Source organism: Nonomuraea wenchangensis (assembly GCF_900111685.1).
Classification (GTDB): Bacteria; Actinomycetota; Actinomycetes; order Streptosporangiales; family Streptosporangiaceae; genus Nonomuraea; species Nonomuraea wenchangensis.
Genome location: NZ_FOHX01000011.1, coordinates 46,449 through 66,588 on the forward strand (window position 1 = coordinate 46,449; position 20,140 = coordinate 66,588).

General features: G+C 72.1%; 20 protein-coding genes. 11 read left to right on the top strand and 9 right to left on the bottom strand.

From position 1 onward, the window contains the following. The first annotated feature begins 45 nt into the window (after positions 1 to 45). The gene (wecB, locus tag BMW85_RS29555) at positions 46 to 1,176 is read left to right on the top strand and encodes a non-hydrolyzing UDP-N-acetylglucosamine 2-epimerase (RefSeq protein ID WP_091087871.1); all 1,131 of its coding nucleotides are present in this window, start codon (positions 46 to 48) and stop codon (positions 1,174 to 1,176) included. A 55-nt stretch (positions 1,177 to 1,231) separates the two neighbouring features. After that, positions 1,232 to 3,268, top strand: coding sequence for a glycosyltransferase family protein (locus tag BMW85_RS29560; RefSeq protein WP_091087873.1), 2,037 nt, complete (start codon positions 1,232 to 1,234; stop codon positions 3,266 to 3,268). Here BMW85_RS29560 and BMW85_RS29565 read toward each other — a convergent pair whose 3' ends face one another. Next, complete coding sequence (locus tag BMW85_RS29565) at positions 3,269 to 3,931, bottom strand: hypothetical protein (protein ID WP_143082434.1); 663 nt, start codon at positions 3,929 to 3,931, stop codon at positions 3,269 to 3,271. Positions 3,932 to 4,220: 289 nt separating this feature from the next. Here BMW85_RS29565 and BMW85_RS29570 point away from each other — a divergent pair, with 289 nt between their 5' ends. The 5 genes from BMW85_RS29570 to BMW85_RS29590 all read left to right on the top strand — a co-directional run bounded on the left by BMW85_RS29570 (position 4,221) and on the right by BMW85_RS29590 (position 9,611). Further along, positions 4,221 to 5,915, top strand: coding sequence for an FAD-dependent oxidoreductase (locus tag BMW85_RS29570; RefSeq protein WP_245775141.1), 1,695 nt, complete (start codon positions 4,221 to 4,223; stop codon positions 5,913 to 5,915). 245 nt (positions 5,916 to 6,160) lie between these two features. Beyond that, positions 6,161 to 8,275, top strand: a complete 2,115-nt coding sequence (locus BMW85_RS29575) for a sensor histidine kinase (protein ID WP_177240944.1) — start codon at positions 6,161 to 6,163, stop codon at positions 8,273 to 8,275. Between the two features lie 13 nt (positions 8,276 to 8,288). Then, positions 8,289 to 8,696 (top strand): roadblock/LC7 domain-containing protein, encoded by a 408-nt coding sequence (locus BMW85_RS29580; protein ID WP_091087882.1) that lies wholly within the window; start codon positions 8,289 to 8,291, stop codon positions 8,694 to 8,696. Further along, a complete protein-coding gene (locus BMW85_RS29585) occupies positions 8,693 to 9,058 on the top strand; it encodes a DUF742 domain-containing protein (RefSeq protein WP_091087883.1) in 366 nt (121 codons plus the stop codon). The genes BMW85_RS29580 and BMW85_RS29585 overlap by 4 nt, the downstream gene beginning before the upstream one ends. Then, the gene (locus tag BMW85_RS29590) at positions 9,039 to 9,611 is read left to right on the top strand and encodes a GTP-binding protein (protein ID WP_091087886.1); all 573 of its coding nucleotides are present in this window, start codon (positions 9,039 to 9,041) and stop codon (positions 9,609 to 9,611) included. The genes BMW85_RS29585 and BMW85_RS29590 overlap by 20 nt, the downstream gene beginning before the upstream one ends. A 30-nt stretch (positions 9,612 to 9,641) precedes the next feature. Here the strand turns inward: BMW85_RS29590 and BMW85_RS29595 are convergent, their stop codons facing one another. From BMW85_RS29595 to BMW85_RS29610, 4 genes are all read right to left on the bottom strand, one after another. Next, entirely contained in the window at positions 9,642 to 10,016 is a 375-nt protein-coding gene (locus tag BMW85_RS29595; protein WP_091087888.1) for a DUF742 domain-containing protein, read from the bottom strand. After that, positions 10,013 to 12,553 (bottom strand): sensor histidine kinase, encoded by a 2,541-nt coding sequence (locus BMW85_RS29600; RefSeq protein WP_177240945.1) that lies wholly within the window; start codon positions 12,551 to 12,553, stop codon positions 10,013 to 10,015. The genes BMW85_RS29595 and BMW85_RS29600 overlap by 4 nt, the downstream gene beginning before the upstream one ends. 165 nt (positions 12,554 to 12,718) lie before the next feature. Then, positions 12,719 to 13,393 carry a DUF998 domain-containing protein gene (locus BMW85_RS29605; RefSeq protein WP_091087893.1) on the bottom strand — a complete coding sequence of 225 codons (675 nt, stop codon included), beginning with the start codon at positions 13,391 to 13,393 and terminating at the stop codon, positions 12,719 to 12,721. Positions 13,394 to 13,549: 156 nt separating this feature from the next. Further along, positions 13,550 to 14,686, bottom strand: a complete 1,137-nt coding sequence (locus BMW85_RS29610) for a S1 family peptidase (RefSeq protein ID WP_177240946.1) — start codon at positions 14,684 to 14,686, stop codon at positions 13,550 to 13,552. 183 nt (positions 14,687 to 14,869) lie between these two features. On the opposite strand from BMW85_RS29610, the gene BMW85_RS29615 reads away from it, so the two are divergent. Continuing rightward, on the top strand, positions 14,870 to 15,352 hold the full coding sequence (locus BMW85_RS29615) for a hypothetical protein (protein WP_143082435.1): 483 nt from the start codon (positions 14,870 to 14,872) through the stop codon (positions 15,350 to 15,352). Here the strand turns inward: BMW85_RS29615 and BMW85_RS29620 are convergent. Then, positions 15,346 to 16,497 (bottom strand): MFS transporter, encoded by a 1,152-nt coding sequence (locus BMW85_RS29620; RefSeq protein WP_091087898.1) that lies wholly within the window; start codon positions 16,495 to 16,497, stop codon positions 15,346 to 15,348. The two genes, BMW85_RS29615 and BMW85_RS29620, sit on opposite strands and share 7 nt — an antisense overlap. Before the next feature lie 102 nt (positions 16,498 to 16,599). Beyond that, the gene (locus BMW85_RS29625; RefSeq protein ID WP_218155973.1) at positions 16,600 to 17,070 is read right to left on the bottom strand and encodes a MarR family winged helix-turn-helix transcriptional regulator; all 471 of its coding nucleotides are present in this window, start codon (positions 17,068 to 17,070) and stop codon (positions 16,600 to 16,602) included. A gap of 92 nt (positions 17,071 to 17,162) precedes the next feature. Here BMW85_RS29625 and BMW85_RS29630 point away from each other — a divergent pair, with 92 nt between their 5' ends. Next, a complete protein-coding gene (locus tag BMW85_RS29630; protein ID WP_245775142.1) occupies positions 17,163 to 18,440 on the top strand; it encodes a TIGR04013 family B12-binding domain/radical SAM domain-containing protein in 1,278 nt (425 codons plus the stop codon). 41 nt (positions 18,441 to 18,481) lie between these two features. Here BMW85_RS29630 and BMW85_RS29635 read toward each other — a convergent pair whose 3' ends face one another. Next, entirely contained in the window at positions 18,482 to 18,736 is a 255-nt protein-coding gene (locus BMW85_RS29635; protein WP_143082436.1) for a hypothetical protein, read from the bottom strand. 65 nt (positions 18,737 to 18,801) lie between these two features. Further along, positions 18,802 to 19,311: a VOC family protein gene (locus BMW85_RS29640; protein ID WP_091087904.1), complete on the bottom strand. Its 510-nt coding sequence runs from the start codon at positions 19,309 to 19,311 to the stop codon at positions 18,802 to 18,804. 67 nt (positions 19,312 to 19,378) lie between these two features. Here BMW85_RS29640 and BMW85_RS29645 point away from each other — a divergent pair, with 67 nt between their 5' ends. Continuing rightward, positions 19,379 to 19,873 (top strand): MarR family winged helix-turn-helix transcriptional regulator, encoded by a 495-nt coding sequence (locus BMW85_RS29645; protein WP_091087906.1) that lies wholly within the window; start codon positions 19,379 to 19,381, stop codon positions 19,871 to 19,873. A 32-nt stretch (positions 19,874 to 19,905) separates the two neighbouring features. Then, the gene (locus tag BMW85_RS29650; RefSeq protein WP_091087909.1) at positions 19,906 to 20,094 is read left to right on the top strand and encodes a hypothetical protein; all 189 of its coding nucleotides are present in this window, start codon (positions 19,906 to 19,908) and stop codon (positions 20,092 to 20,094) included. The last annotated feature ends 46 nt before the right edge of the window (positions 20,095 to 20,140 follow it).

Below are 20,140 nucleotides of genomic sequence, written 5' to 3' on the forward strand. Positions count from 1 at the left end.
TACCATAGGCAGCGTTTTTCCCCTTCCGCTATGAAAGGCGAGGTCATGAGGGAGAACCCCCTGGTCCTCCACGTATTGGGAGCTCGTCCCAATTTCGTGAAAGCGGCCCCGGTGGTGCGGGCACTCGGCGAGCTCGGCGTGCGGCAGGGCATCATCCACACCGGTCAGCACTACGACGCCCTGATGTCCGACGTGTTCTTCGCCGACCTCGGCCTGCCGGAGCCGGTGGCCAACCTCGGGGTCGGCTCGGGCAGCCACGCCAAGCAGACGGCGGCCCTGCTCGTCGGGCTGGAGGAGGTCGTCCAGGAGCACGAGCCCGACCTGGTCGTGGTCTATGGCGACGTCAACTCGACCCTCGCCGCCATCCTCGTCTGCGCCAAGCTCGGCGTGCCGACGGCGCACGTGGAGGCGGGGCTGCGCTCGTTCGACCGGGGCATGCCCGAGGAGGTCAACCGGGTCGTCACCGACGCCCTCGCCGACCTGCTCTTCGCCACCTCGCCCGAGGCGCTCGCCTACCTGGCCGGCGAGGGCGTGCCGGCGTCCAAGACCCACCTGGTGGGCAACCCCATGATCGACAGCCTGTACGCGGCCCTGCCCGCGCTGGACCCGGCCCCCGTGGTCGCGCGGCTCGGCATACCGGATCGGTATGCCGTGGCGACCCTGCACCGCCCGGCCAACGTGGACACCCCCGAGGCCGCCAAGGAGCTGGTGGACGCGGTGCTGGAGGTCTCGCGGCAGGTCCCGGTCGTGGTGCCGGTGCACCCGCGCGGCAAGGCCCGGCTGGCCGAGGCCGGTCTCGTGGACGGCGGGACGGTCAGGGTCGTCGATCCGCTCGGCTATGTGGACTTCCTCTCACTCGTCCGCGGGGCCGCCCTGGTCGTCACCGACTCCGGCGGCGTGCAGGAGGAGACCACGATGCTGGGCGTCCCCTGCCTCACCCTGCGGCCCAACACCGAGCGGCCGATCACGATCACGCACGGCACGAACCGCCTGGTCACCCCCGCTCTGCTGCCCGCGGCGGCCGAGAAGGCGCTGGCCGACGGCGCCGCCACCCCGGCCGGCGAGCTGCCGGTGCTGTGGGACGGCAAGGCCGGGCCGCGCATCGCCACGGTGATCGCCGCCTGGCTCAAGGGCGACAACCTGGCACCGGCTTCCCAGGCAAAGCGCCCCGAATAGCCATCATTGGCGGCGTAACATGGCAAATCTCCCCTGAGCGTTAGGCGTCATCACCATGGCCGAAACCCCTGAGCCCCCCTCGTTCCAGCGACTCGGTCCCGTCAACTGGCTGCCCGAGGAGCGCAAGGTCGTCGAGCGTCACGAGGCGGAGCTCAGGGAGCTTCGGCGACGCCTGGAGATCGCCGAGGCCAAGGCCGCGTACGCGGCGTGGAAGCTGGAGGCGACCCAGGCCAAGCGGACGTACAAGCTGGGCGAGGCCCTGGGCTCGAAGAGCCCGGGGAAGATCATGGACGCGGTCCGGTCGAAGGAGCGCGCGCCGAAGCCGCCGATGCCCGTCACCGAGGCCGTCGAGCTGGCGAACCACCGGCCTCCGCTGGTCGAGGTGCCGGCCGCGAAGTGGCCGGCCGGGCCGGTCAACCGGCCCGACCTCAAGGTCGCGGTGATCCTCGACGACTTCTCCCGCATGGCCTTCCGCTACGAGTGGGACCAGATCGAGTTCGGGCTCAAGGACTGGCCGGAGATCTTCGCCGACAAGCGGCCCGACCTGCTGTTCTGCGAGTCGGCCTGGCACGGCAACCAGGGCCGCTGGCGCTACCAGATGACCGGCACCAACGCGCCCAAGGAGCCGCTGCGCGAGCTGGTGGCCTGGTGCAGGAGCGAGGGCATCCCGACGGTCTTCTGGAACAAGGAGGACCCGCCGAACTTCGACTTCTTCATCGACACGGCCAAGCTGTTCGACTACGTGTTCACGTGCGACGGCGACATGCTGCCGAAATATCGGGAAATTTTGGGACACGACCGGGTGGACGTGCTGCAGTTCGCCGCCCAGCCGCGCGTCCACAACCCGATCCAGCAGAAGCAGGGCCGCCTCCACGACGTGGTCTTCGCCGGGATGTACTTCCGCGACAAGCACCCCGAGCGCCGCGAGCAGATGGAGGTCGTCCTCGACCCGGTGCGCGAGCTGGGCCTGCACATCTTCGCCCGCAACGGCGAGGTGGACGAGAAGTACGCCTGGCCGGAGAAGTACCGGCCGCACATCGTGGGCGAGCTGCCCTACGACCAGATGCTGGCCGCATACCGGATGTACAAGGTCTTTCTCAACGTCAACTCCGTGCTCGACTCGCCGACCATGTGCGCGCGGCGGGTCTTCGAGCTGTCGGCGTGCGCGACCCCGGTCGTCACCGGCTGGTCACGGGCCATCGAGGAGACCTTCGGCGACCTCATCCCCGTCGCGCGCGAGCCGGTCGAGTCGTACAACCAGGTGCTGCACCTGATCAACAGCCCCGAGCTGCGCGCCAGGATGGGCCACCTCGCCATGCGCGAGGTCTTCGACAAGCACCTGTTCTCGCACCGCGTGGACCAGATCCTCCAGGACCTCGGCCACCACGTCGAGCCGCGCACCCGCACGATCTCGGTCGTGCTGCCCACCAACCGCGCCTCCCAGATCGAGCACGCCATCTCGTCGGTGGCCAAACAGCTCCACCGGCCGCTCCAGCTCGTCATGGTGCTGCACGGCCTCGACATCGACCCCGTCGTGGTGGCCGACAAGGCCCGCATGGCCGGGATCACCGACGTCGTGGTGCTGCCCGCCGCCGCCGAGCTGTCGCTCGGCGCGTGCATGAACCTCGGCATCTCGGCCGCCGAGGGCGACCTCATCGCCAAGATGGACGACGACAACCTCTACGGCGAGCACTACCTGTCGGACCTGGTGCGGGCCTTCGATTACTCCGACGCCGAGCTGGTCGGCAAGGGCGCGCACTACGCCTACTTCGAGGGCTCCAACACCACGATGCTGCGGCTGCCCGGCCTGGAGCACCGCTACTCGTTCCTGGTGCAGGGCGGGACGTTCCTCGGCAAGGCGGACATGTTCCGCTCGTACCGGTTCGCCGACATCACCCGGGGGGAGGACACCGAGCTGGTGCGGCGGCTCAAGGAGGACTCCGTCAAGATCTACTCGGCGGACCGCTTCAACTTCGTCTATTGGCGCAGCGCCGACGCCTCGATGCACACCTGGCAGGCCGACCACATCAAGCTGACCCGCAACGCGCAGTTCGCCTTCGTCGGCCGGCCGGACGACCACGTGCTGATCTGATCACCGGTTGACGCGGGCGAGGTTCTGGTCGGCCAGCTTGGCGAGCTCGTAGAGGCCGTCCGGCTGCACCTGACGGCCCACGACCAGCATGCTCATGATGAGGTTGCCCCGCCGGATCATCACCGAGCCGATCTCGGCGCTCTCCTTGGCGCCCGCGGCCGTGGTGAGGTAGGCGCGCGACTGGTCGCCCTTGGCCGGCATGGAGAGCATGCGGGTCCGGTAGACGACCTTGGCGCCGTCGACGTCGGCGGTGTAGGAGGCGCACTTCGCCGGCAGGGGCGCGGGGAAGGCCGCCGACGGCAGCGCGACCACGGCCTGGGTGATCGAGCCGCGCTCGGCGGCGAAGGCGATCACGGCGGCGGGGGCCTTGGCGACGTCGGGCCGCGCGGCGTCGAGCTGGGCCGCGCCCGCGCACTCCGGACGCTCCAGCCGGGCCTGGCGGACCGCGGCGAGGCCCTGCTGGGTGGACTTGAGCGAGCCGAAGGCGCCCAGCTCGGGACCGTACGAGATGTGCATCCCCTCGGGCACGGGCAGCAGCGCGGCCCGCAGCTTCGCGGCGTCGGCGGGCGGCGACCCTGGGCCCTCCGCCGGCTCGACGGCCGCGTTGGCGGCGGCGGCTGGCGGGGCCTGCGCCTCCGACGAGCATCCGGCGACGGCCATCATGCTCAGGAATATGCCGGAAACGGCCTTAAGCATGAGTTCTCCCATTCCATTGGCGGCATTCTCGTGAACGTTAGAGGAGTCGCGGGCCCGCCACCCCGGCAACGTCGCTATCCGTGGAATTAAGCGATTTTGTCCCTGCCGGTTGAACAACCGCTCTCACCTGCGGCGACGACCTCGTCACGGATCAACGAGCCAAACCGGCATTCGCCGTAATAGGCCGCGCAAAATGTTTCTCTGGGCGCTGCGCGTCCCCGCACCCACCCATTCCGGGGCTGCCGATGATCGCGCCATGACTCTGACGCCACGGGACCTCGGGATGAACCTGTCCATTTCCCGCCGTGACTTCTTCGACGGCATCGCGGTGAGCGCGCTGGGGAGCATGGTCTCCGTGAGCCCGGCCTCCGTGAGCCCGGCCTCCGTGAGCCCGGCCGAGGCGCAGCGGCAGACCGTGGTGCCCTCGTCCCCCTCCTACGGCTTCCGTGGCGGCGCCCCCGAGGCGCTCAGCGTGCCGCACGCGCTCAGGGACGGCCGCTTCTGGCAGTACGCCGGCCCGGCCGAGCCCACCGGCGAGAGCTACGACCTCGTCGTGGTCGGCGGCGGCCTCAGCGGCGTCAGCGCCGCCTGCGAGTGGCTGCGCCGCCGCCCGGACGCGAGCGTGCTGGTCATCGACAACCACGACGAGATCGGCGGGCAGGCGCGGCGGGTGATGTTCCACCGCCAGAGCGCCCGTGGCCGGACCGCGGCCGGGCTGGTGGACGCGGTCATGTGCGACGCGGAGAGCTTCGGCGCCGACACGCTGGTCCGGCTCACCGGCGACTGGGTCGCGCGGCTGCCGATCGCCGCCCGCGCGAGGGACGAGCTGCGCAGGCTCCGCCACGACCCGCCCGACTGGTTCCCCGGGCTGCCGGCGGAGGCCAAGCAGGAGCGGCTGGCCGGGCTCACGTACTCGGCGTTCCTGCTGGAGGCGTGCGGCGCGCACCCCGACGTGGAGCGCTTCTGCCGGAGCATGTCCTGCCCCGAGTGGGGCTACGACACCCGGGCGCTCGGCGCGATCGACGCCTGGGGCACCGGCTATCCGGGGTTCGGCGGCCTCGGGCTGGAGAAGGACAAGCCGTCGCGGTACAACTCGCCGACGGTCAGGAGGCAGTGGGGCGCCGGCGACGCCGAGCTCCACCTCTTCCCCGAGGGGAACCAGGCGCTGGTGCGCACGATGGTCGGGCGCCTGCTGCCCGACCCCGGCTCCCCCGACCGGCCGGGCGACCGGGTGCGGTTCCGGCTGTCCAGCCCGGTCGTGTCGGTGCGCGACGGCGAGGGGGCGGCCGAGGTCGCCTACTTCGACGGGCACCGGGTCAGGAGCGTCGCGGCCGGGTCGGTGATCCTGGCCTGCTGGAGCGCGGTGATCCCCTACCTGGTGCCGGAGCTGCCCGACGAGCAGCGCCGGGCGCTGGGCGAGGCGGTACGGGTGCCGCTGCTGCACGCGAGCGTACGGGTGCGCGACTGGGACGCCTGGCGGCGGGCCGGGGTGCGCAGGGTGCGGTGGACGGGGGCGTACTGGTCGCTCGCCGAGCTCGAACCGCCCGCGCGGGCGGGCGGGCCGGCCGAGGTGCACCTGCTGGCCACGCCGTGCCGGGCGGAGCTGGGGCCGAAGGCGGGGGCGGCGGCGGGGCGGCGGGAGCTCATCAGGACGCCGTACGAGGTGCTGGAGCGCACGATCCGCGAGCAGCTGGCCCGGCTGCTCGGCCCGGCCGGCTTCGACCCCGCGCGGGACGTCGAGGGCATCACGGTCAACCGCTGGGGCCACGGGAACGCGCCGGAGTACTGCCGGCCGTGGCACACCTTCTACCCGGACGGGCCGTACCCGGCGGAGGCGGCCCGCCGCCGGTTCGGGAGGATCGCGATCGCGGGCTCGGACGCGGCCCCCGCCGCGCGCGCCGACGCCGCCGTGACCGCGGCCTTCCGCGCGGTGGAGGAGCTGACGCGGTGAGATCCCCGCTGGTCGAGCCGGAGATGGGCGGCGACGGCCGGGTGCGCGGTCCGCCACTGGCGGGGGATCTTGTCCCAATAATCACGGTAATGAACGTGTTCCTCCCACTGCGCCGGAAGCATAAACGGTGCTAGTCTCCTGTGCGATCTTCCGGAGGTGTATTTACACAAGGTGTGGAAATGCCCCCGACTCGAGGTTGGGACATGGGCTCGCGAAACCGGTCTATTCGGTTCAAGATCTTCTTATTGCTGCTGCTACCCCTCCTGTCTCTGAGCGCGCTCTGGGGTTTCGTCCTCAACCTCACCATGGGCGACGCCCAGTCACTGCTCCGCGGCGGCACGCTCTACCGGACCATCGGCGTCGCCTCCTCCGACCTGAGCATTCAGCTCCAGGCCGAGCGCATGCGCACCGCCGAGGCGCTCACGACGCGTGAGCTCACCGATGTCCTCGGCGCCCAGCGCGCCCGTACCGACCGCGCGGTCGAGGACCTCCGCCACGCCGTCGCCGAGGCCGGAGGAAGCGCCGCCGCCGACGTGAGCGGCCCGCTGAGCGCCCTCTGGCCCGCGCTCGACCGGCTCGGCCCCGTCAGGGCGGACATCGACGCCGGGCGCGGCTCCCGCCTGGCCGGGCTGAACGCGTACAACACCATCGTGGACGCGCTGTTCACCGTCTACGCCCGGCTGCTCACCATCAACGACCTGGCCATCGTCCAGCAGGCCACCGCGGTGCAGAACATGGGCCTGGCCAGGGAGTACATCGCCAGGGAGCAGGCGCTCGTCCTCATGGGGATCGGCCTGCAGCGCCTCACCGGATCCGAGGTCTCCGCCTTCACCGAGTACGCCGCCTCCCGCCGCTTCCTGCACGCCCGCGGCCTCGCCGGTCTCGACGTGGAGCTGCGGCGGCCGTACGAGCGGCTCTTCGCCTCCGACACCTTCCAGACCTTCATCGCCATGGAGGCGCGGATCGCCCAGACCGGCACGCCGCCCACGAACGGCGCCGCCTGGACCGACACCCTCGACAAGCTCAGCGCCCAGCTCGACAGGGACGCCAGGATCGCCTCCGAGGCCCTGGCCGCGCGCACCTCCGACACCGCCTCCGCCACCGTCGCCCAGATCGCCGTCGCGGGCGGCATCGGGTTGATCGCGGTGCTCGCGTCGATCATCATCTCTGTACGCTTCGGCCGCCGCCTGGCCGGAGAGCTCGGCGGGCTGCGCGCGGCCGCGGTCGAGCTGTCGGAGCGCCGCCTGCCCGATCTCGTGGCCAGGCTGCGCAAGGGCGAGGACGTCGACGTGAAGAAGGAGGCCAAGGCGATCAAGGTCAGCGGATCCGCGGAGATCACCGACGTGGCCAGGGCCTTCGGCTCCGTGCAGCGCACCGCCGTCAACGCGGCCGTCGGCCAGGCCGCGCTGCGCCGCGGCGTCGGCCAGGTCTTCCTCAACCTCGCCCGGCGCAAGCAGGGCCTGCTGCACCGCCAGCTCGCGCTGCTCGACGGCATGCAGCGGCGCACCCACGACCCCGACAAGCTCGAAGAGCTCTTCCGCCTCGACCACCTGACCACCCGCATGCGGCGGCACGCCGAGAGCCTGATCGTGCTCTCCGGCGCCGCGCCCGGCCGCGCCTGGCGCAAGCCCGTGCCGGTGATCGACATCGTCCGGGCCGCCGTCGCCGAGGTCGAGGACTACACCAGGGTCGAGGTCCAGGCCATGCCGGTCAGCGCCTTCGACGGCGCCGCCGCCGCCGACCTCACCCACCTCGTCGCCGAGATCATCGAGAACGCCACCATCTACTCGCCGCCGGACACCGTCGTCCAGGTGCGCGGCGACCAGGTCAGCAACGGCTACGCCATCGAGATCGAGGACAAGGGCCTCGGCCTGTCCACCACCGAGTACGCGGCCACCAACCGCATGCTCGCCAACCCGCCCGAGTTCGACCTGGCCGACAGCGACCGGCTCGGCCTGTTCGTGGTGGCGCGGCTCGCCGAACGGCACGGGATCAAGGTCATGCTGCGGCGCTCGCCCTTCGGCGGCACCGTGGCCATCGTCCTGGTGCCGCGGTCCCTGGTGACCGAGCAGAGCGCGCTGACGGCCGGCAGCGGCGGCGAGGAGATGGCCGCGGTGCCGAGCCGTACGAGGAAGAAGGCGCTCGCGGTCGTGACCTCGGGCACCCACAAGGGGCTGCCCCGGCGGGTACGCCAGGCCGGCCTCTCGCCCAGGCTCGCGGAGGCGCCCAAGAGCCCGCCGCAGCCGCCCGCTGAGGAGAAGCCCGCCGAACGCTCTCCCGACGAGGTCCGCGACCTGTTCTCCGCCTTCCAGCGGGGAACCCAACGCGCCCGAGAAGAAGCCTCTGAGGAGGGGCCATGAGTAAGGGGGATGCATGAGTGTGCCGACCACCAACACAGGTGAGCTGAACTGGCTGCTTGACGACCTGACGACGCGGGTCGCGGCGGTGCGCCAGGCGGTCATCCTGTCGACCGACGGGCTGGCGATCGGATACTCCAAGGGGCTCATCCGGGAGGACGCCGAGCACCTGTCGGCCGTGGCGGCCGGTTTCCAGAGCCTGGCCCGCGGCACGGGGCGCCACTTCGGCGGCGGCGACGTGCGCCAGACCATCGTGGAGATGGAGTCGGCGTTCCTGTTCGTGACCGCGGCGGGGCAGGGCACCTGCCTGGCCGTGATCGCCGAGGCGAACGTGGACGTCGGGCACATCGCGTACGAGATGGCGATGCTGGTCAAGCGGGTGGGCCAGCACATCACCACCAACCCGCGCGCTGGAGCGTCATGAGCGACAGCCCGCAGTGGTTCGATGAGGAGGCCGGACCCGTCGTCCGGCCCTATGCTCTCATCCGTGGCCGTACGCGTCCCTCCGGGGACGTGTTCGACCTCGTCGCGATCGTGCGCGCCGTCGGCGAGACGCCGACCGGCGAGCTCGGTCCCGAGCAGCAACTGATCCTGCGGGCTGCCCGGGCTCCGATCTCGGTGGCCGACCTGGCCGTCGAGCTGGACCTGCCCGTCGGCGTCGTCCGGGTGCTCCTGGGCGACCTGCGTGACCACGGCCTCATCTCGGTGTCATCGCCCTCCGCCGGAGGCTCGCGCACGAACGAGCGCATTCTCAAGGAAGTGATCAATGGACTCCGTGCTCTCTGAGGATCCAGTCGCGCTGAAGATCCTCATCGCCGGCGGCTTCGGCGTCGGCAAGACCACCCTCGTCGGCTCGATCAGCGAGATCAAGCCGCTGCGCACGGAGGAGGTGCTCTCCGACCGCGGGGTCGGCGTGGACGACCTCGACGGCGTGGAGGCCAAGACCACCACGACCGTCGCGATGGACTTCGGCCGCATCACCATCCGCGAAGGGCTCGTGGTCTACCTGTTCGGCACCCCCGGGCAGGAGCGGTTCTGGTTCATGTGGGACGAGCTGTCCTACGGCGCGTTAGGGGCCGTGGTGATCGCCGACACCCGGCGGCTCACCGACTGCTTCCCGTCGGTCGACTACTTCGAGCAGCGCGGCACGCCGTTCGTGGTGGCCGTCAACTGCTTCGAGGGCGCCGACCGGCACAGCGTGGACGACGTGCGCATCGCGCTCGACCTCGACGACGACGTCCCGGTAATGCTGTGCGACGTACGCCGGCGCACCTCGGCCAAGGAAGTGATGATCACCCTGGTCGAGCACTCCCTGAGGACACTCACCTCGGCGAACTGACGGGCACGCACGACGGCGCGGCTGAGGGCGCTACAGCGCCCTCAGGCCGTTGATCACCTCGCGGAGCAGGCTCTCCGTGGGCGAGGAGGCGCGGTCGCGCTGCGGGCGCACCGCCACCAGGCCGTACTCCAGCAGGTCGCCCAGCAGCACCCGGATCACGCCGACCGGCAGGCCCACCTCCGAGGCCAGCTCGGCCACCGGCCTGGACTGGCCCGACAGGCTGGCGATCACGCGGCGGTGCTGGGCGCTCAGCTCGGCGCCCGGCGGGGCGGGCAGCCCCGTCGCGCCGACGTTCGCCAGCAGGTCGAGCGCCGAGGACGCGGGCCTCGTGCGTCCACGCGCCACCGCGTAGGGCCGCACGACCGGCCCGGCCTCCTCATCGACCCACTCGTGCTCGCGGCTCACGACTGAGATCCCCCATCCTGGTCGCTGTCCTGCCGGCCGCGCTGCCACCCGGACTGGAGCGAGGAGAGCAACGCCCTGGCCTCCTCGGGTGAGCGCTCCGGCGGCGCGGGCGCGGGCTCCGGGGGCGGCGCCTCCTTGAGGCGCGGCGGCAGGCCGTTCTGGCGCTGTCTGCGGGGCAGGCCCGTCGGGGGCCGACCGTCGGCGGCCTGGGGCGGGCCCGCCTGCTCGGCGGGCTTCGGCGCGCTCGTACGCGCCCGCCGCGGCAGAACCGCCGGCCCGTCACTGTCACGCACCGGCGAAACGGCAGGACCGCCGGCGCCCCGGAACGGGGAGACCGCGGGCACGTCGTCGCCGCCGCCGAAAGGCGCTTCGCCGCCCCGGAACGGGGAGACCGCGGGCGCGTCGCCGCCGAACAGGGAGGGCGGGGCGGGGTCCAGGCTTGGCCGGGGGCCGAGCTCGTCGTCCATGGGCTGCGCGGGTTGCGGGAGGGCGGGGCCGCGTCTGCTGGTGTGGACGCGGCGCGGCAGACCACCGTTCGCCGCGATGCCGTTGCCCGCGATGCCGTTGCCCGCGATGCCGTTGCCCGCGATGCCGTTGCCCGCCGGGCCGTCCGTACGCACCACCGACACGGACACCGGCTCGAAGTCCAGCGCCTGCGGCGGCGTCACCAGCGGCTCCACGAGCGAGCCCGGGACGAGCACGATGGCGGTGGTGCCGCCGTACGGCGACGGCTTCAGCGTCACCTTGATCCCGTGCCTGGCCGCCAGCATGCCGACGACCGCGAACCCCAGGCGCTCGGTCTGCGCCGCGTCGAACTCCGGCGGCCTGGCCAGCCGGCAGTTGATGGCCTGGCGGGTGGCCTCGTCCATGCCGAGACCGCGGTCCTCGATCTCGACGGCGAAGCCCCTGCCCACCATCTCGCCGCGCACCGAGACCTCGTTGCTGGGCGAGGAGAAGGCGGCGGCGTTCTCGATGAGCTCGGCGAACAGGTGCATGAGGTCGGCGACCGCGGCGCCGGAGACGCCGGCCTCGGGCATCGGGTAGACCCGGACCCGGGTGTACTCCTCGACCTGGGCGGCGGCGCCGCTCAGCACGTCCTCCATCGGGATGACGCCGCGCCACCTGCGCCCGGCCGAGCCGCCCGACAGCAGGACCAGGCCCTCGGCGTGGCGGCGCATGCGGGTGGTCAGGTGGTCGAGCTTGAACAGCCGATCCAGCGCCTCCGGCTCCTCCGTCTGGCGCTGCATCTCGTCGAGCAGCTTGAGCTGGCGCTGCAGCAGCGACTGGCTGCGGCGGGCCAGGTTGCGCAGCGCCTCCGACAGGCCCTCGCGGAGGTGGGCCTGCTCGACCGCGGCGTCCACGGCCGTGCTCTGCACGCTGTCGAAGGCCGCCGCGAGGTCGGCGACCTCGCTGGTGGCGTTCCTGCCCACCCTGATGGGCGGCGCCTCAGCCTCGATGTCCACGCGCTCGCCCTTGCGCAGTTTCGCCACGACGTCGGGGAGCCTGATCTCGGCCAGGTCCAGCGCGGTACGCCGGAGCGCCGCGAGCTCGCGGGTGATGCGGCGGCCGAACCGTACCGAGATGAAGATGGAGACGATGACCGCGACGAGGCCGAGCGCGCCCGCGACGGCGGCCTGGACGACGATGGCGATGCCGGCCGGCTCCATCCGGGACAGCAGCCGGTCGCCGGCGCGCCAGATGGCCTCCTGGTATTCCTCCTGCACCTGGTTGGCGATGCCGCGCCAGAGCTCGACGTCCAGCGGCTGGCCGCCGATGGTGCTCTCCACCAGGTTCTCCATGGTGACGTACCTGGGGGAGTAGTAGATCCGCTCGAAGGGGGCGCGCAGCTCGGTGTCGAGGTTGGCCAGCGCCTTCGGGAACAGGTACGTCCTGGAGCCGTCGATGCCGGCCAGCATGTGGAGGTCGTGCATGGTCGCCCGGCCGTTCGAGGCGATGATCAGCGCGTGCTCGCGGCTGAGCAGCTCGCGTACCTCGTCGGCGGCGATCACGCCCTGGGCCTGGAGGGAGAGCTCGACGTCGGTGCTCATGTTGAGCCGCGAGTACAGCAGGTGGATCTCGTCGGAGATCCTGGCGAACTCGGTGACCAGGCTGCCGGGGGTGAGCCGGCGCTCGTCCACCTTGCGGCGGATGTCCGGGATCCGGTCGATGGCCGAGAAGACCGTCTGGAGCTGGCTCTTCATGTCCGGCGTCAGCGCCGCCTGGACGTCCTCGGCGGCCGCGCTCTGTGTCAGGCGCTTCCTGCTCGCGTCCACCTTGGCGCGGGAGTCGGCCAGGGCGCGGGGATCGGTGATGTTGTTCCCGATGCGCTCGGCGGAGGCCAGGCGCTCCTGCTGGAGGTTGCCGATCAGGCCGTCGGAGTTGTTGATGACGCCGGTCCAGATGGTCTCGACCTTGAGCAGGTTGAGCGCCGCTCCCGCCGTGGTGCTCGCGGCGAAGCCCCACAGTGCGACCAGGGAGACCAACGGGATGACGAGCAGCGTCGAGATCTTGAATCGGATGGATCTGCCCGATGCCATGACACCTGCTCCCGGATAGAAGATCGCGGGAGAGAATAGCATTGAAACGCCTGGTTTTAAGATCGACTAGCGATAAATCTGTGATATGTCGGGAAATCTGCGGCTTTGGGGCCCCTGGTGGCACCCCATGTGAGCTGCCGGAAACCGTCCGATCCCGCCCCGGCGTCAGGCCGCCGTCGTCAGCCCGCTCCGCACCGGGGTGGCCGGCCGGACCAGGGCGGGGCGCCGCCGCCACGACAGCCACGCCAGCCAGAACGCCAGCACGCCCAGCAGCGTCACCTCGGCCCCCAGCAGCAGCCGCTCCACGAGCCCGATCATGACCCGCTCCCCCGGCAGGGCCACGTACGTGATCGCCAGCAGCCCGAACCCCCCGGCCAGCGTCACCCACTCGACGACCCGCGCCACGGGCTTCCACGCGGCGTCCGCGTTGAGCCGGGGCACCAGGAGCGCCCCGGCGGCCGGCAGGCTCACGAAGGCGGCGACGGAGACGTACCGGTGGACCTGCGCCGCCAGGTCGAGGTTCTGCCCGATCGGCGTCGTCGGGATGACCGCCGCCACCACCAGCGCCCCCGACCACAGAAGGAGCAGGCGCTCCGGCAAGCCTCTCACCGGAGCGCCCGCGGACCGCAGCCCCGCCAACAGGGCCAGCGACCCGAGCCCGAGCACCGCCATCGCGACCTCCGTGACGCCCCCGCGGTCGGAGACGGCGTACTCGCTGATGGTCACGTTCATGGGGTCGAGGTAGGGGTCCGGGCCGAGCTGACCGGCCACCACCGCGATCACCGCGAACACGATCGAGCCACAGGCGGCGGCCGGGAGGAGCTTCTTTGCTGCGGTCATGACACCACCATCCCGCCGCCGCCCCTCCCCCGGCATCCGGCGCCACCCCCGGTCCGCCCCTGACCCGACCCTGACCTCCTCAGGGTTCCGGGCGCGCAAAGGACCGCGCAGCGTGCCCGGGTCTGGTGGGCGCGCTGCGCGGCGTGCGGGGAAGGATCAGCCGGTACGGAGGGTGAGCCCGTACGCGCTCAGAGCCTCATTGACCGGCTGGTGGTAGGTGGTGCCGCCGACCGAGCAGTTGCCCGAGCCGCCCGAGGTCATGCCCTGGGCCTGGTTGCCCGAGATGAACGAGCCGCCGGAGTCGCCGGGTTCGGCGCAGGCGCTGGTCCTGGTCAGGCCGGTGACCGTGCCCTGCGAGTACCTGACGGAGGCGTTGTGCTGCTGGATGGTGCCGCAGCGCCAGCCGGTGGTGGAGCCGGAGCGGCAGATGGACGCGCCCACGGACGCCTGCGTGGACCCGCGTACGGTCACGTTCGCGCCGCCGGAGCCGCGCACGTACGGCGTGGCGGTGTTGCCGCTGTCGGCGGCGACCCACGCGTAGTCGTTGCCGGGGAAGGACGAGCCCTGGAAGGTGCCGGCCGGGTTCGAGGTCCGGTTGCCGGCCCGGCCGCAGTGCCCGGCCGTGGTGAAGCCCTGGACGCTGCCCTTGGTTACGGGGAAGCCGACGCTGCACCGGCTGGAGCCGATGTAGTACGGCGCGCCGCCGATGATGTTGATGAAGAGCGTCGGCTGCTCGGCCGTCGCCGCCACGCTCACCGCGCCGCGGTCCACGCCGGCGGCGGCGACCAGCGCCTCGGCGGCCTCGACCGTGGGGGCCTGGACGGAGACGGTGTTGGTGGTGACGTCGACGTACCAGAGGGTGGCGCTGTTCTTGGCCTTGCGTGGTGCCTGGTCCAGCTTCTGCTTGACCGCGTCGAGGTCGGCGAGTGAGCGCTGGACGACCACGGGCTGCGCGCCGCGCGCCGAGATGGCCTGAGCGGCGGCGGCGTCGGTGGTGGCGACGTTGAGCTTGGTGGCGTCGGCGTTGAGCCAGGCGCCGCCGTACGAGCCGCCGAGCTGGCTGCTCAGCGCGCTCTCCGTGGCGGCGGCGCGTTCCTCGTTGGCGAGCCGGGTGACGACCTGCGCCTCGGAGAGGCCGAGGTCGCGCTCCATGGCGTCGATCACGGCCGGGGGGACGGACGGGGAGGCGGACTGAGGCGCGGGTTCTGCCGCTGCCGCGGCCGAGCTGAGGGGGGTGGCCAGGCTGACGGCGAGGATGACGCCGCCGGCCAGCGCCCAGCGTTTACTCGACATGTGCACTCCTCGGGTGGGGGTGCTGTCAAGCTAACGGTTGGTAGGGCGGCTGTTCAGATGTTAATGAGGCCCTATTTCGGTGTTATGGAGGCTTTTTGGCCCTGGTCCAAAAGGTGACATTTACCGCCTTAAAGGTGAACGCCGAGGTAGGCCGGTAAGGTCCCGGTGCTGGAGGTGTTGTCGGTGCGCAATGGTGTTCGTCATGCTCTCGGCGCCGGCGCGGGGCTGCTGGCCACGCCGCTGGTGGCGGCGGGTTTCGCGTACGGTCACGGTCAGCTTCGCTCCGCTCCCGACTGGCTGCCGCTCGCCGCGCTCGCGGGCGCGGCCCTTCTGGTCGGCGTCCTTTCCGGATCGCGGCTCTCCCCGCTCGCCTCGCTGCTGCCCGGCCTCGCCCTGACCGGGCTCGCGGTCACGGCGGCGGCCCGCCTCGACCTGGCCTGGCTCCGGGCGCCCGGCGCATACCTGACCGGCGAACAGCTGGCCGGCTACGAGCGGCTGGTGAGCTTCGGCGCGCCGGTCGCCGGGTGCGTGCTGCTGGCCGCCTCCGCCTTCCCGTCCCGGTGGCGGGCCCGCCCGGCCGCGCCGGAGGCGCCTCCTCCCCCGCAGCCGGAGAAGGAGACGCCCGTGCCGCCGCCGTTGCCGAAGCGGATCCCGTCCCGCTACTGAGCGACGGCCCGCTCCCTGCGGCCGGCCAGCACGGCGACCACCACGTACGGCACCGCGAACAGCGCGAACGCGACCCCGTTCGACAGCCGCCCGGAGACCGCGCCGTAGCCGGCGTAGACGACGAGCGTGACCACGTTCATGCCGAGCCCGGCCACCGACGTGACGGTGGCCCTGGCCGCCCCGCCGATCCGCTCCTGCAGCCGGGCGTCGGCCACCACCCCGGCGAGCTGGAAGGCGCCGAACGCCCCGGCGATCAGTACGAACCCGGCCGGATGCCCGCTCAGCGCCCCGGCCGCGAGCGCGACGGCCGCCCCCGCGACGGTGAGGCCGTAGGCCCGGTCGGGCAGCCGCGCCGCGACCCCGGCCAGCAGCCCGCCGGCCGTGGCCCCGATCCAGACGACGAGCACCAGCAGGGGCACGGCGCTCTCCGCGACGCCGGTCTCCAGGCCCAGGAACGGGATGTACTCCTCCAGCGCGCCCCAGATCGCCGTGACGACGGCGACCAGCAGCAGCGCCCGCAGCACGGCGCGATCGGCGCGCGCCACGGCGAGCCCCGAGCGCAGGACCGCGAGGTAGCCCTCCTCCCCGGCCGGGCGCGGGGCGCGGTGCTCGGGCAGCGTCAGCGCCGTGACCGCGCAGAGCACGCAGGCCGCCACGCTGGCCGCGCCGACGACGGCGTAGCCGCCGGCCGCGAAGGCGGGCACCGCCAGCCCGATGGCGAGGGCGTTGGCGACGAGCCCGGCGGCCTCCGCCCGGCCCATGACGGCGGCGTAGCGCCCTTCCTGGCCCCGGCGCTGCAGCTCCTCGTACGCGAGGGCTTCGTAGGAGCCGGACACGAGGGCGCCCTGCGCGCCCCACAGCACGAACCCCGCGGCGAAGGCCCAGAAGGACGGGACCGAGACCCACAGGGCGTAGCCGGCCCCGGCCAGCAGCGGGCCGAGGAACAGCAGCAGCCGCCTGGACACGGTGTCGGCCCAGGCCCCGGACGGGACCTCCAGCACCATGCCCGTCACCGACCAGATGACGAACAGCACGGATGCCTCGGCGACGGACACCCCGGCGTCGGCGAACAGCAGCGTGTAGACCGGGTAGAGCAGGATGAATTCGCCTAAGAACGCATAGGCGTAGAGCTTGATGACGAGCATGAGGCCCTCCAGCAGGACGAACAGGATCTCCGGGAGCTCGTCGCCCCGGAGGTCCGCGCGCCCCGCGCGGGCCTGTGGCCGTCAGTCATCAATGTCGTCGGATCATGCCCGCGAGTCTAGCGACCCCGCGGCCTCGACGCGGGCGCGGAACGGCCTCCTTTCGAGCGCCGTCACCGCCGCCCGCAGCACCTCCGACAGCGGCACCGGCAGCTCGGCGTCCAGCTCGCCGACCGCGCGCTCGGTGGCCGCCCACTCGGCCTCGATGAGCGGCAGCGCGGCGCGGGCCCGCTCGGTGAGGTGGACGATGCGCTGCCGGGCGTCCGCGCCCTTCTCCAGGGTGACCAGCTCGCAGCGGCGCAGCTGGACCACGGTCTGGCTGGCCGCGGAGTGGGTGACGCCGATCGTTCTCGCGAGGTCGCGGATGGGCATCGGCCCCTCCGCCACCAGGACGCGTACGTAGGGGGAGAAACGGGGCCGGTAGCCGGGCAGGCCGTGCTCTGCGTAGATCTCGGCGATGGCGGAGTCCATCAGCTCGTGGACGTGTCGCAGCAAGGCGCCCAGCCCGGTCGTCACGCGGCCCCTCTCCTGGTCCCGTCTCCTGGTCCCGTCTCGCGGTCCCGTGCAATGTAACAGGACTGTTGGATATGCCTGCTACGCTGCGGTGCGTGGCGAGGGCAGTCAGCGTGGTGGTGCGCTATCGCAAGGCGGTGACGTACGGCGTGCACGCGCTGCTCGCCGCGCTGGAGACCGCGGAGGTCGAGCACGAGCTGCGGCTCGGCACCACCCCCGAGGAGACCGCCGGGCACATCAGGGACTCCGGGGCCGACCACGTGCTCACGCTCTGGTCGTTCTACTCACCGGACGCCGAGGCCATGGCCGCCGAGCTCGCCGTGGTCAAGGAGCTGAGCGGCGGGCGCGGGCTGCACATCGCGGGCGGCGTGCACGCCACGGCCGAGCCGCAGCAGGTCATCGACGCCGGCTGGGACCTCGCGGGCATCGGCGAGGGCGAGTCCACGATCATCGCGCTGGTCCGGGCGCTGCGCGAGGACGCCCCGCTCACCACCGTCCCCGGCCTGGCCGTCAGGGACGCCGACGGGGTCGCGCTCCGCACCCGGCCCGCGCCGCAGCTCCCGCTGGACGCGTTCCCGTCCTTCGTGGGCAGGAACGGACCCATCGAGATCACCCGAGGCTGCCGTTACACCTGTCGTTTCTGTCAGACGCCGTTCATGTTCGGCGGCCAGTTCCGGCACCGGTCGGTGGCCAGCGTGCGCGAGCACGTCCGGTCCATGGTGGAGCGCGGGCTCAAGGACATCCGCTTCATCACGCCCACGTCGCTGTCGTACGGCTCCCCCGGCCCCGACGCCGACCTCGGCCCGGTGGAGGAGCTGCTGGCGGGCGTGAAAGAGGAGCTGCCGCCGCACGGCCGGGTCTTCTTCGGCAGCTTCCCTTCAGAGGTGCGGCCCGAGCACGTCACGCCGGAGGCGATGCGCCTGCTCAAGCGGTACGTCGCCAACGACAACCTGATCATCGGCGCCCAGTCGGGCTCGGACAAGGTGCTCGCCGCCTCCGGGCGCGGCCACGACACCTCGCCGGTGCGCGACGCGGTCCGCATCGCGGTGGAGCACGGCTTCCGGCCGAACGTCGACTTCATCTTCGGCATGCCCGGCGAGGACGAGTCCGATCAGGCCGCCTCGCTCCGGCTCGCCGCCGACCTGGCCGAGCTGGGCGCGCGCATCCACACGCACACGTTCATGCCGCTGCCCGGCACCCCGTGGCGGGACGCCGAGCCGGCCTTCATCCCGCTGACGACCATGCGTGAGCTCGACCGGCTGGCGCAGCGCGGCGACGCGTACGGGCACTGGCGCAAGCAGGCCGAGCACTCGGCCCGGCTGGCCGAGACCGCCAAGAACTACCCGCGCCGCGCCCGGCGCCGGCGCGCCTGACCGGCTTGGGCCGGGACCCGGGCGGGCCGGGCTCGGGCGGGTCAGGCGGGGCGGTCCGGGCCGTCGTCCTCGTCGTCGAAGGCGGCGCTCAGCACCCGCTCGAAGGCGTCGCTGACCGGCCGCAGCGCCTGCGAGAACGCGTTGACGAGCGGCCCGATGATCTCGGACACCTCGGACATGAGGTCGGGGCTCTTGCTCTCGGGAGGCGCCCAGCGCATGGCGTCGGCGCTCAGCGTCTCCCATTCCTCGACGACACCGTCGATGGCGTCGAGCACATGATCAGGATCGCTTGGCATGACGGCTCCCCGCGGCGAGAAAGGGGTCACTACCACGGTAACCCAGCCGGGGGCGCGGCGACCGTTCAGGCCGGGACGGAGACTCCCACGCCGCCGCGCGTCTGGGCGCCGAAGCGCTCCTTCTCGGCGGCGAGGTCGAGCGGCCTGATGCGGGAGCGGGCGGCGAGGATCTCGTCGGTCAGCAGCGCGGCCGGCACCAGCCAGGACACCTCGAACTCCAGCCCGTCGGGGTCCTTGGCGTACAGGGCCTTGGTGGAGCCGTGGTCGGAGGAGCCGACCAGCGCGTCCAGCTCGGTCAGCCGGGCCGCGATCCGCTCCAGCTCGTCGAGCGTGTCCACCTCCCAGGCCAGGTGGTAGAGGCCGACGGAGGTGCGCCCGGCGCCGGACGGCGCCGCGTCCGCGCCGATCTGGAACAGGCCGAGGTCGTGGTCGTTGGCGGAGCCCGGCGCCTGGAGGAAGGCGGCGCCGCGCATGCCCATGACGACCTCGAAGCCGAGGGCCTCGCGGTAGAAGGCGACGCTGCGCTCGACGTCGCGGACGTACAGGACGGCGTGGTTGAGGCGCTGGACCGGCATGATGATCCCCTTTCGCGGGTGTCTCCACTCAAGTATATGAGAGTTCAACTAAAATGGGAGTGTGACGATGACGACCCGATGGCTGAACGAGGACGAGCAGCGGACCTGGCGCGCGTTCCTGGCGGCCACCCGGCACGTCCAGGAGACGCTGGACCGGCAGCTCCAGCGCGACGCGGGCATGCCGCACGCCTACTACGAGATCCTCGTGCGCCTGTCCGAGGCCCCCGAGCGCACGCTGCGCATGAGCGAGCTGGCCAGCCGGGCCGGCAGCTCGCAGAGCCGGCTGTCGCACGCCGTGGCGCGGCTGGAGGAGCGCGGCTGGGTGCGCCGCGAGCGCTGCCCGGCCGACGGCCGCGGCCTGTTCGCCGTCCTCACCGACGACGGGTACGCCGCGCTCGCCGAAGCCGCGCCCGGCCATGTGGAGGAGGTCCGGCGGACCCTGTTCGACGTGCTGGAGCCCGGCCAGGTCGCGGCTCTGGAGGCGATCTGCGCCGCGATCGGGTCATCTTCCGACGGGACACACGGCGGAGGTAGCGCGAAAAGTGTCGGGCGGAGGTCGTAGCGTTCTCCCGGTACCCGAGCGAGGAGAGGCCGATGCACGACACCGAAGAGGCGCTGTTCCGGGCGGTCCATGGCATAGCGGGGCGGTTCGCCGGCCAGCCCGTGCCCGTGGTCATGGAGGCGTTGCTGCGCGGCCTGCCCAAGGCTCCCGGCCTCCAGGTGATGGAGATCCGCAAGATCGCCGAGGAGATCAGCGTCGGACGCGACCCCTCGGGCTTGTGACCGACTGATCACAGAGGGGGACAACGGGCACAAAACGGCACGGCGG

What these genes read in the sequence shown, in the direction of transcription:
- BMW85_RS29580 (WP_091087882.1), top strand. Translation starts at nt 8,289, where the DNA reads ATGAGTGTGCCGACCACCAACACAGGTGAGCTGAACTGGCTGCTTGAC.
- BMW85_RS29640 (WP_091087904.1), bottom strand. Translation starts at nt 19,311, where the DNA reads ATGCCGGTCCAGCGCCTCAACCACGCCGTCCTGTACGTCCGCGACGTC.
- BMW85_RS29560 (WP_091087873.1), top strand. Translation starts at nt 1,232, where the DNA reads ATGGCCGAAACCCCTGAGCCCCCCTCGTTCCAGCGACTCGGTCCCGTC.
- BMW85_RS29605 (WP_091087893.1), bottom strand. Translation starts at nt 13,393, where the DNA reads ATGACCGCAGCAAAGAAGCTCCTCCCGGCCGCCGCCTGTGGCTCGATC.
- BMW85_RS29570 (WP_245775141.1), top strand. Translation starts at nt 4,221, where the DNA reads ATGACTCTGACGCCACGGGACCTCGGGATGAACCTGTCCATTTCCCGC.
- wecB (WP_091087871.1), top strand. Translation starts at nt 46, where the DNA reads ATGAGGGAGAACCCCCTGGTCCTCCACGTATTGGGAGCTCGTCCCAAT.
- BMW85_RS29585 (WP_091087883.1), top strand. Translation starts at nt 8,693, where the DNA reads ATGAGCGACAGCCCGCAGTGGTTCGATGAGGAGGCCGGACCCGTCGTC.
- BMW85_RS29565 (WP_143082434.1), bottom strand. Translation starts at nt 3,931, where the DNA reads ATGATGGCCGTCGCCGGATGCTCGTCGGAGGCGCAGGCCCCGCCAGCC.
- BMW85_RS29610 (WP_177240946.1), bottom strand. Translation starts at nt 14,686, where the DNA reads ATGTCGAGTAAACGCTGGGCGCTGGCCGGCGGCGTCATCCTCGCCGTC.
- BMW85_RS29620 (WP_091087898.1), bottom strand. Translation starts at nt 16,497, where the DNA reads ATGCTCGTCATCAAGCTCTACGCCTATGCGTTCTTAGGCGAATTCATC.
- BMW85_RS29645 (WP_091087906.1), top strand. Translation starts at nt 19,379, where the DNA reads ATGACGACCCGATGGCTGAACGAGGACGAGCAGCGGACCTGGCGCGCG.
- BMW85_RS29600 (WP_177240945.1), bottom strand. Translation starts at nt 12,553, where the DNA reads ATGGCATCGGGCAGATCCATCCGATTCAAGATCTCGACGCTGCTCGTC.
- BMW85_RS29635 (WP_143082436.1), bottom strand. Translation starts at nt 18,736, where the DNA reads ATGCCAAGCGATCCTGATCATGTGCTCGACGCCATCGACGGTGTCGTC.
- BMW85_RS29590 (WP_091087886.1), top strand. Translation starts at nt 9,039, where the DNA reads ATGGACTCCGTGCTCTCTGAGGATCCAGTCGCGCTGAAGATCCTCATC.
- BMW85_RS29650 (WP_091087909.1), top strand. Translation starts at nt 19,906, where the DNA reads ATGCACGACACCGAAGAGGCGCTGTTCCGGGCGGTCCATGGCATAGCG.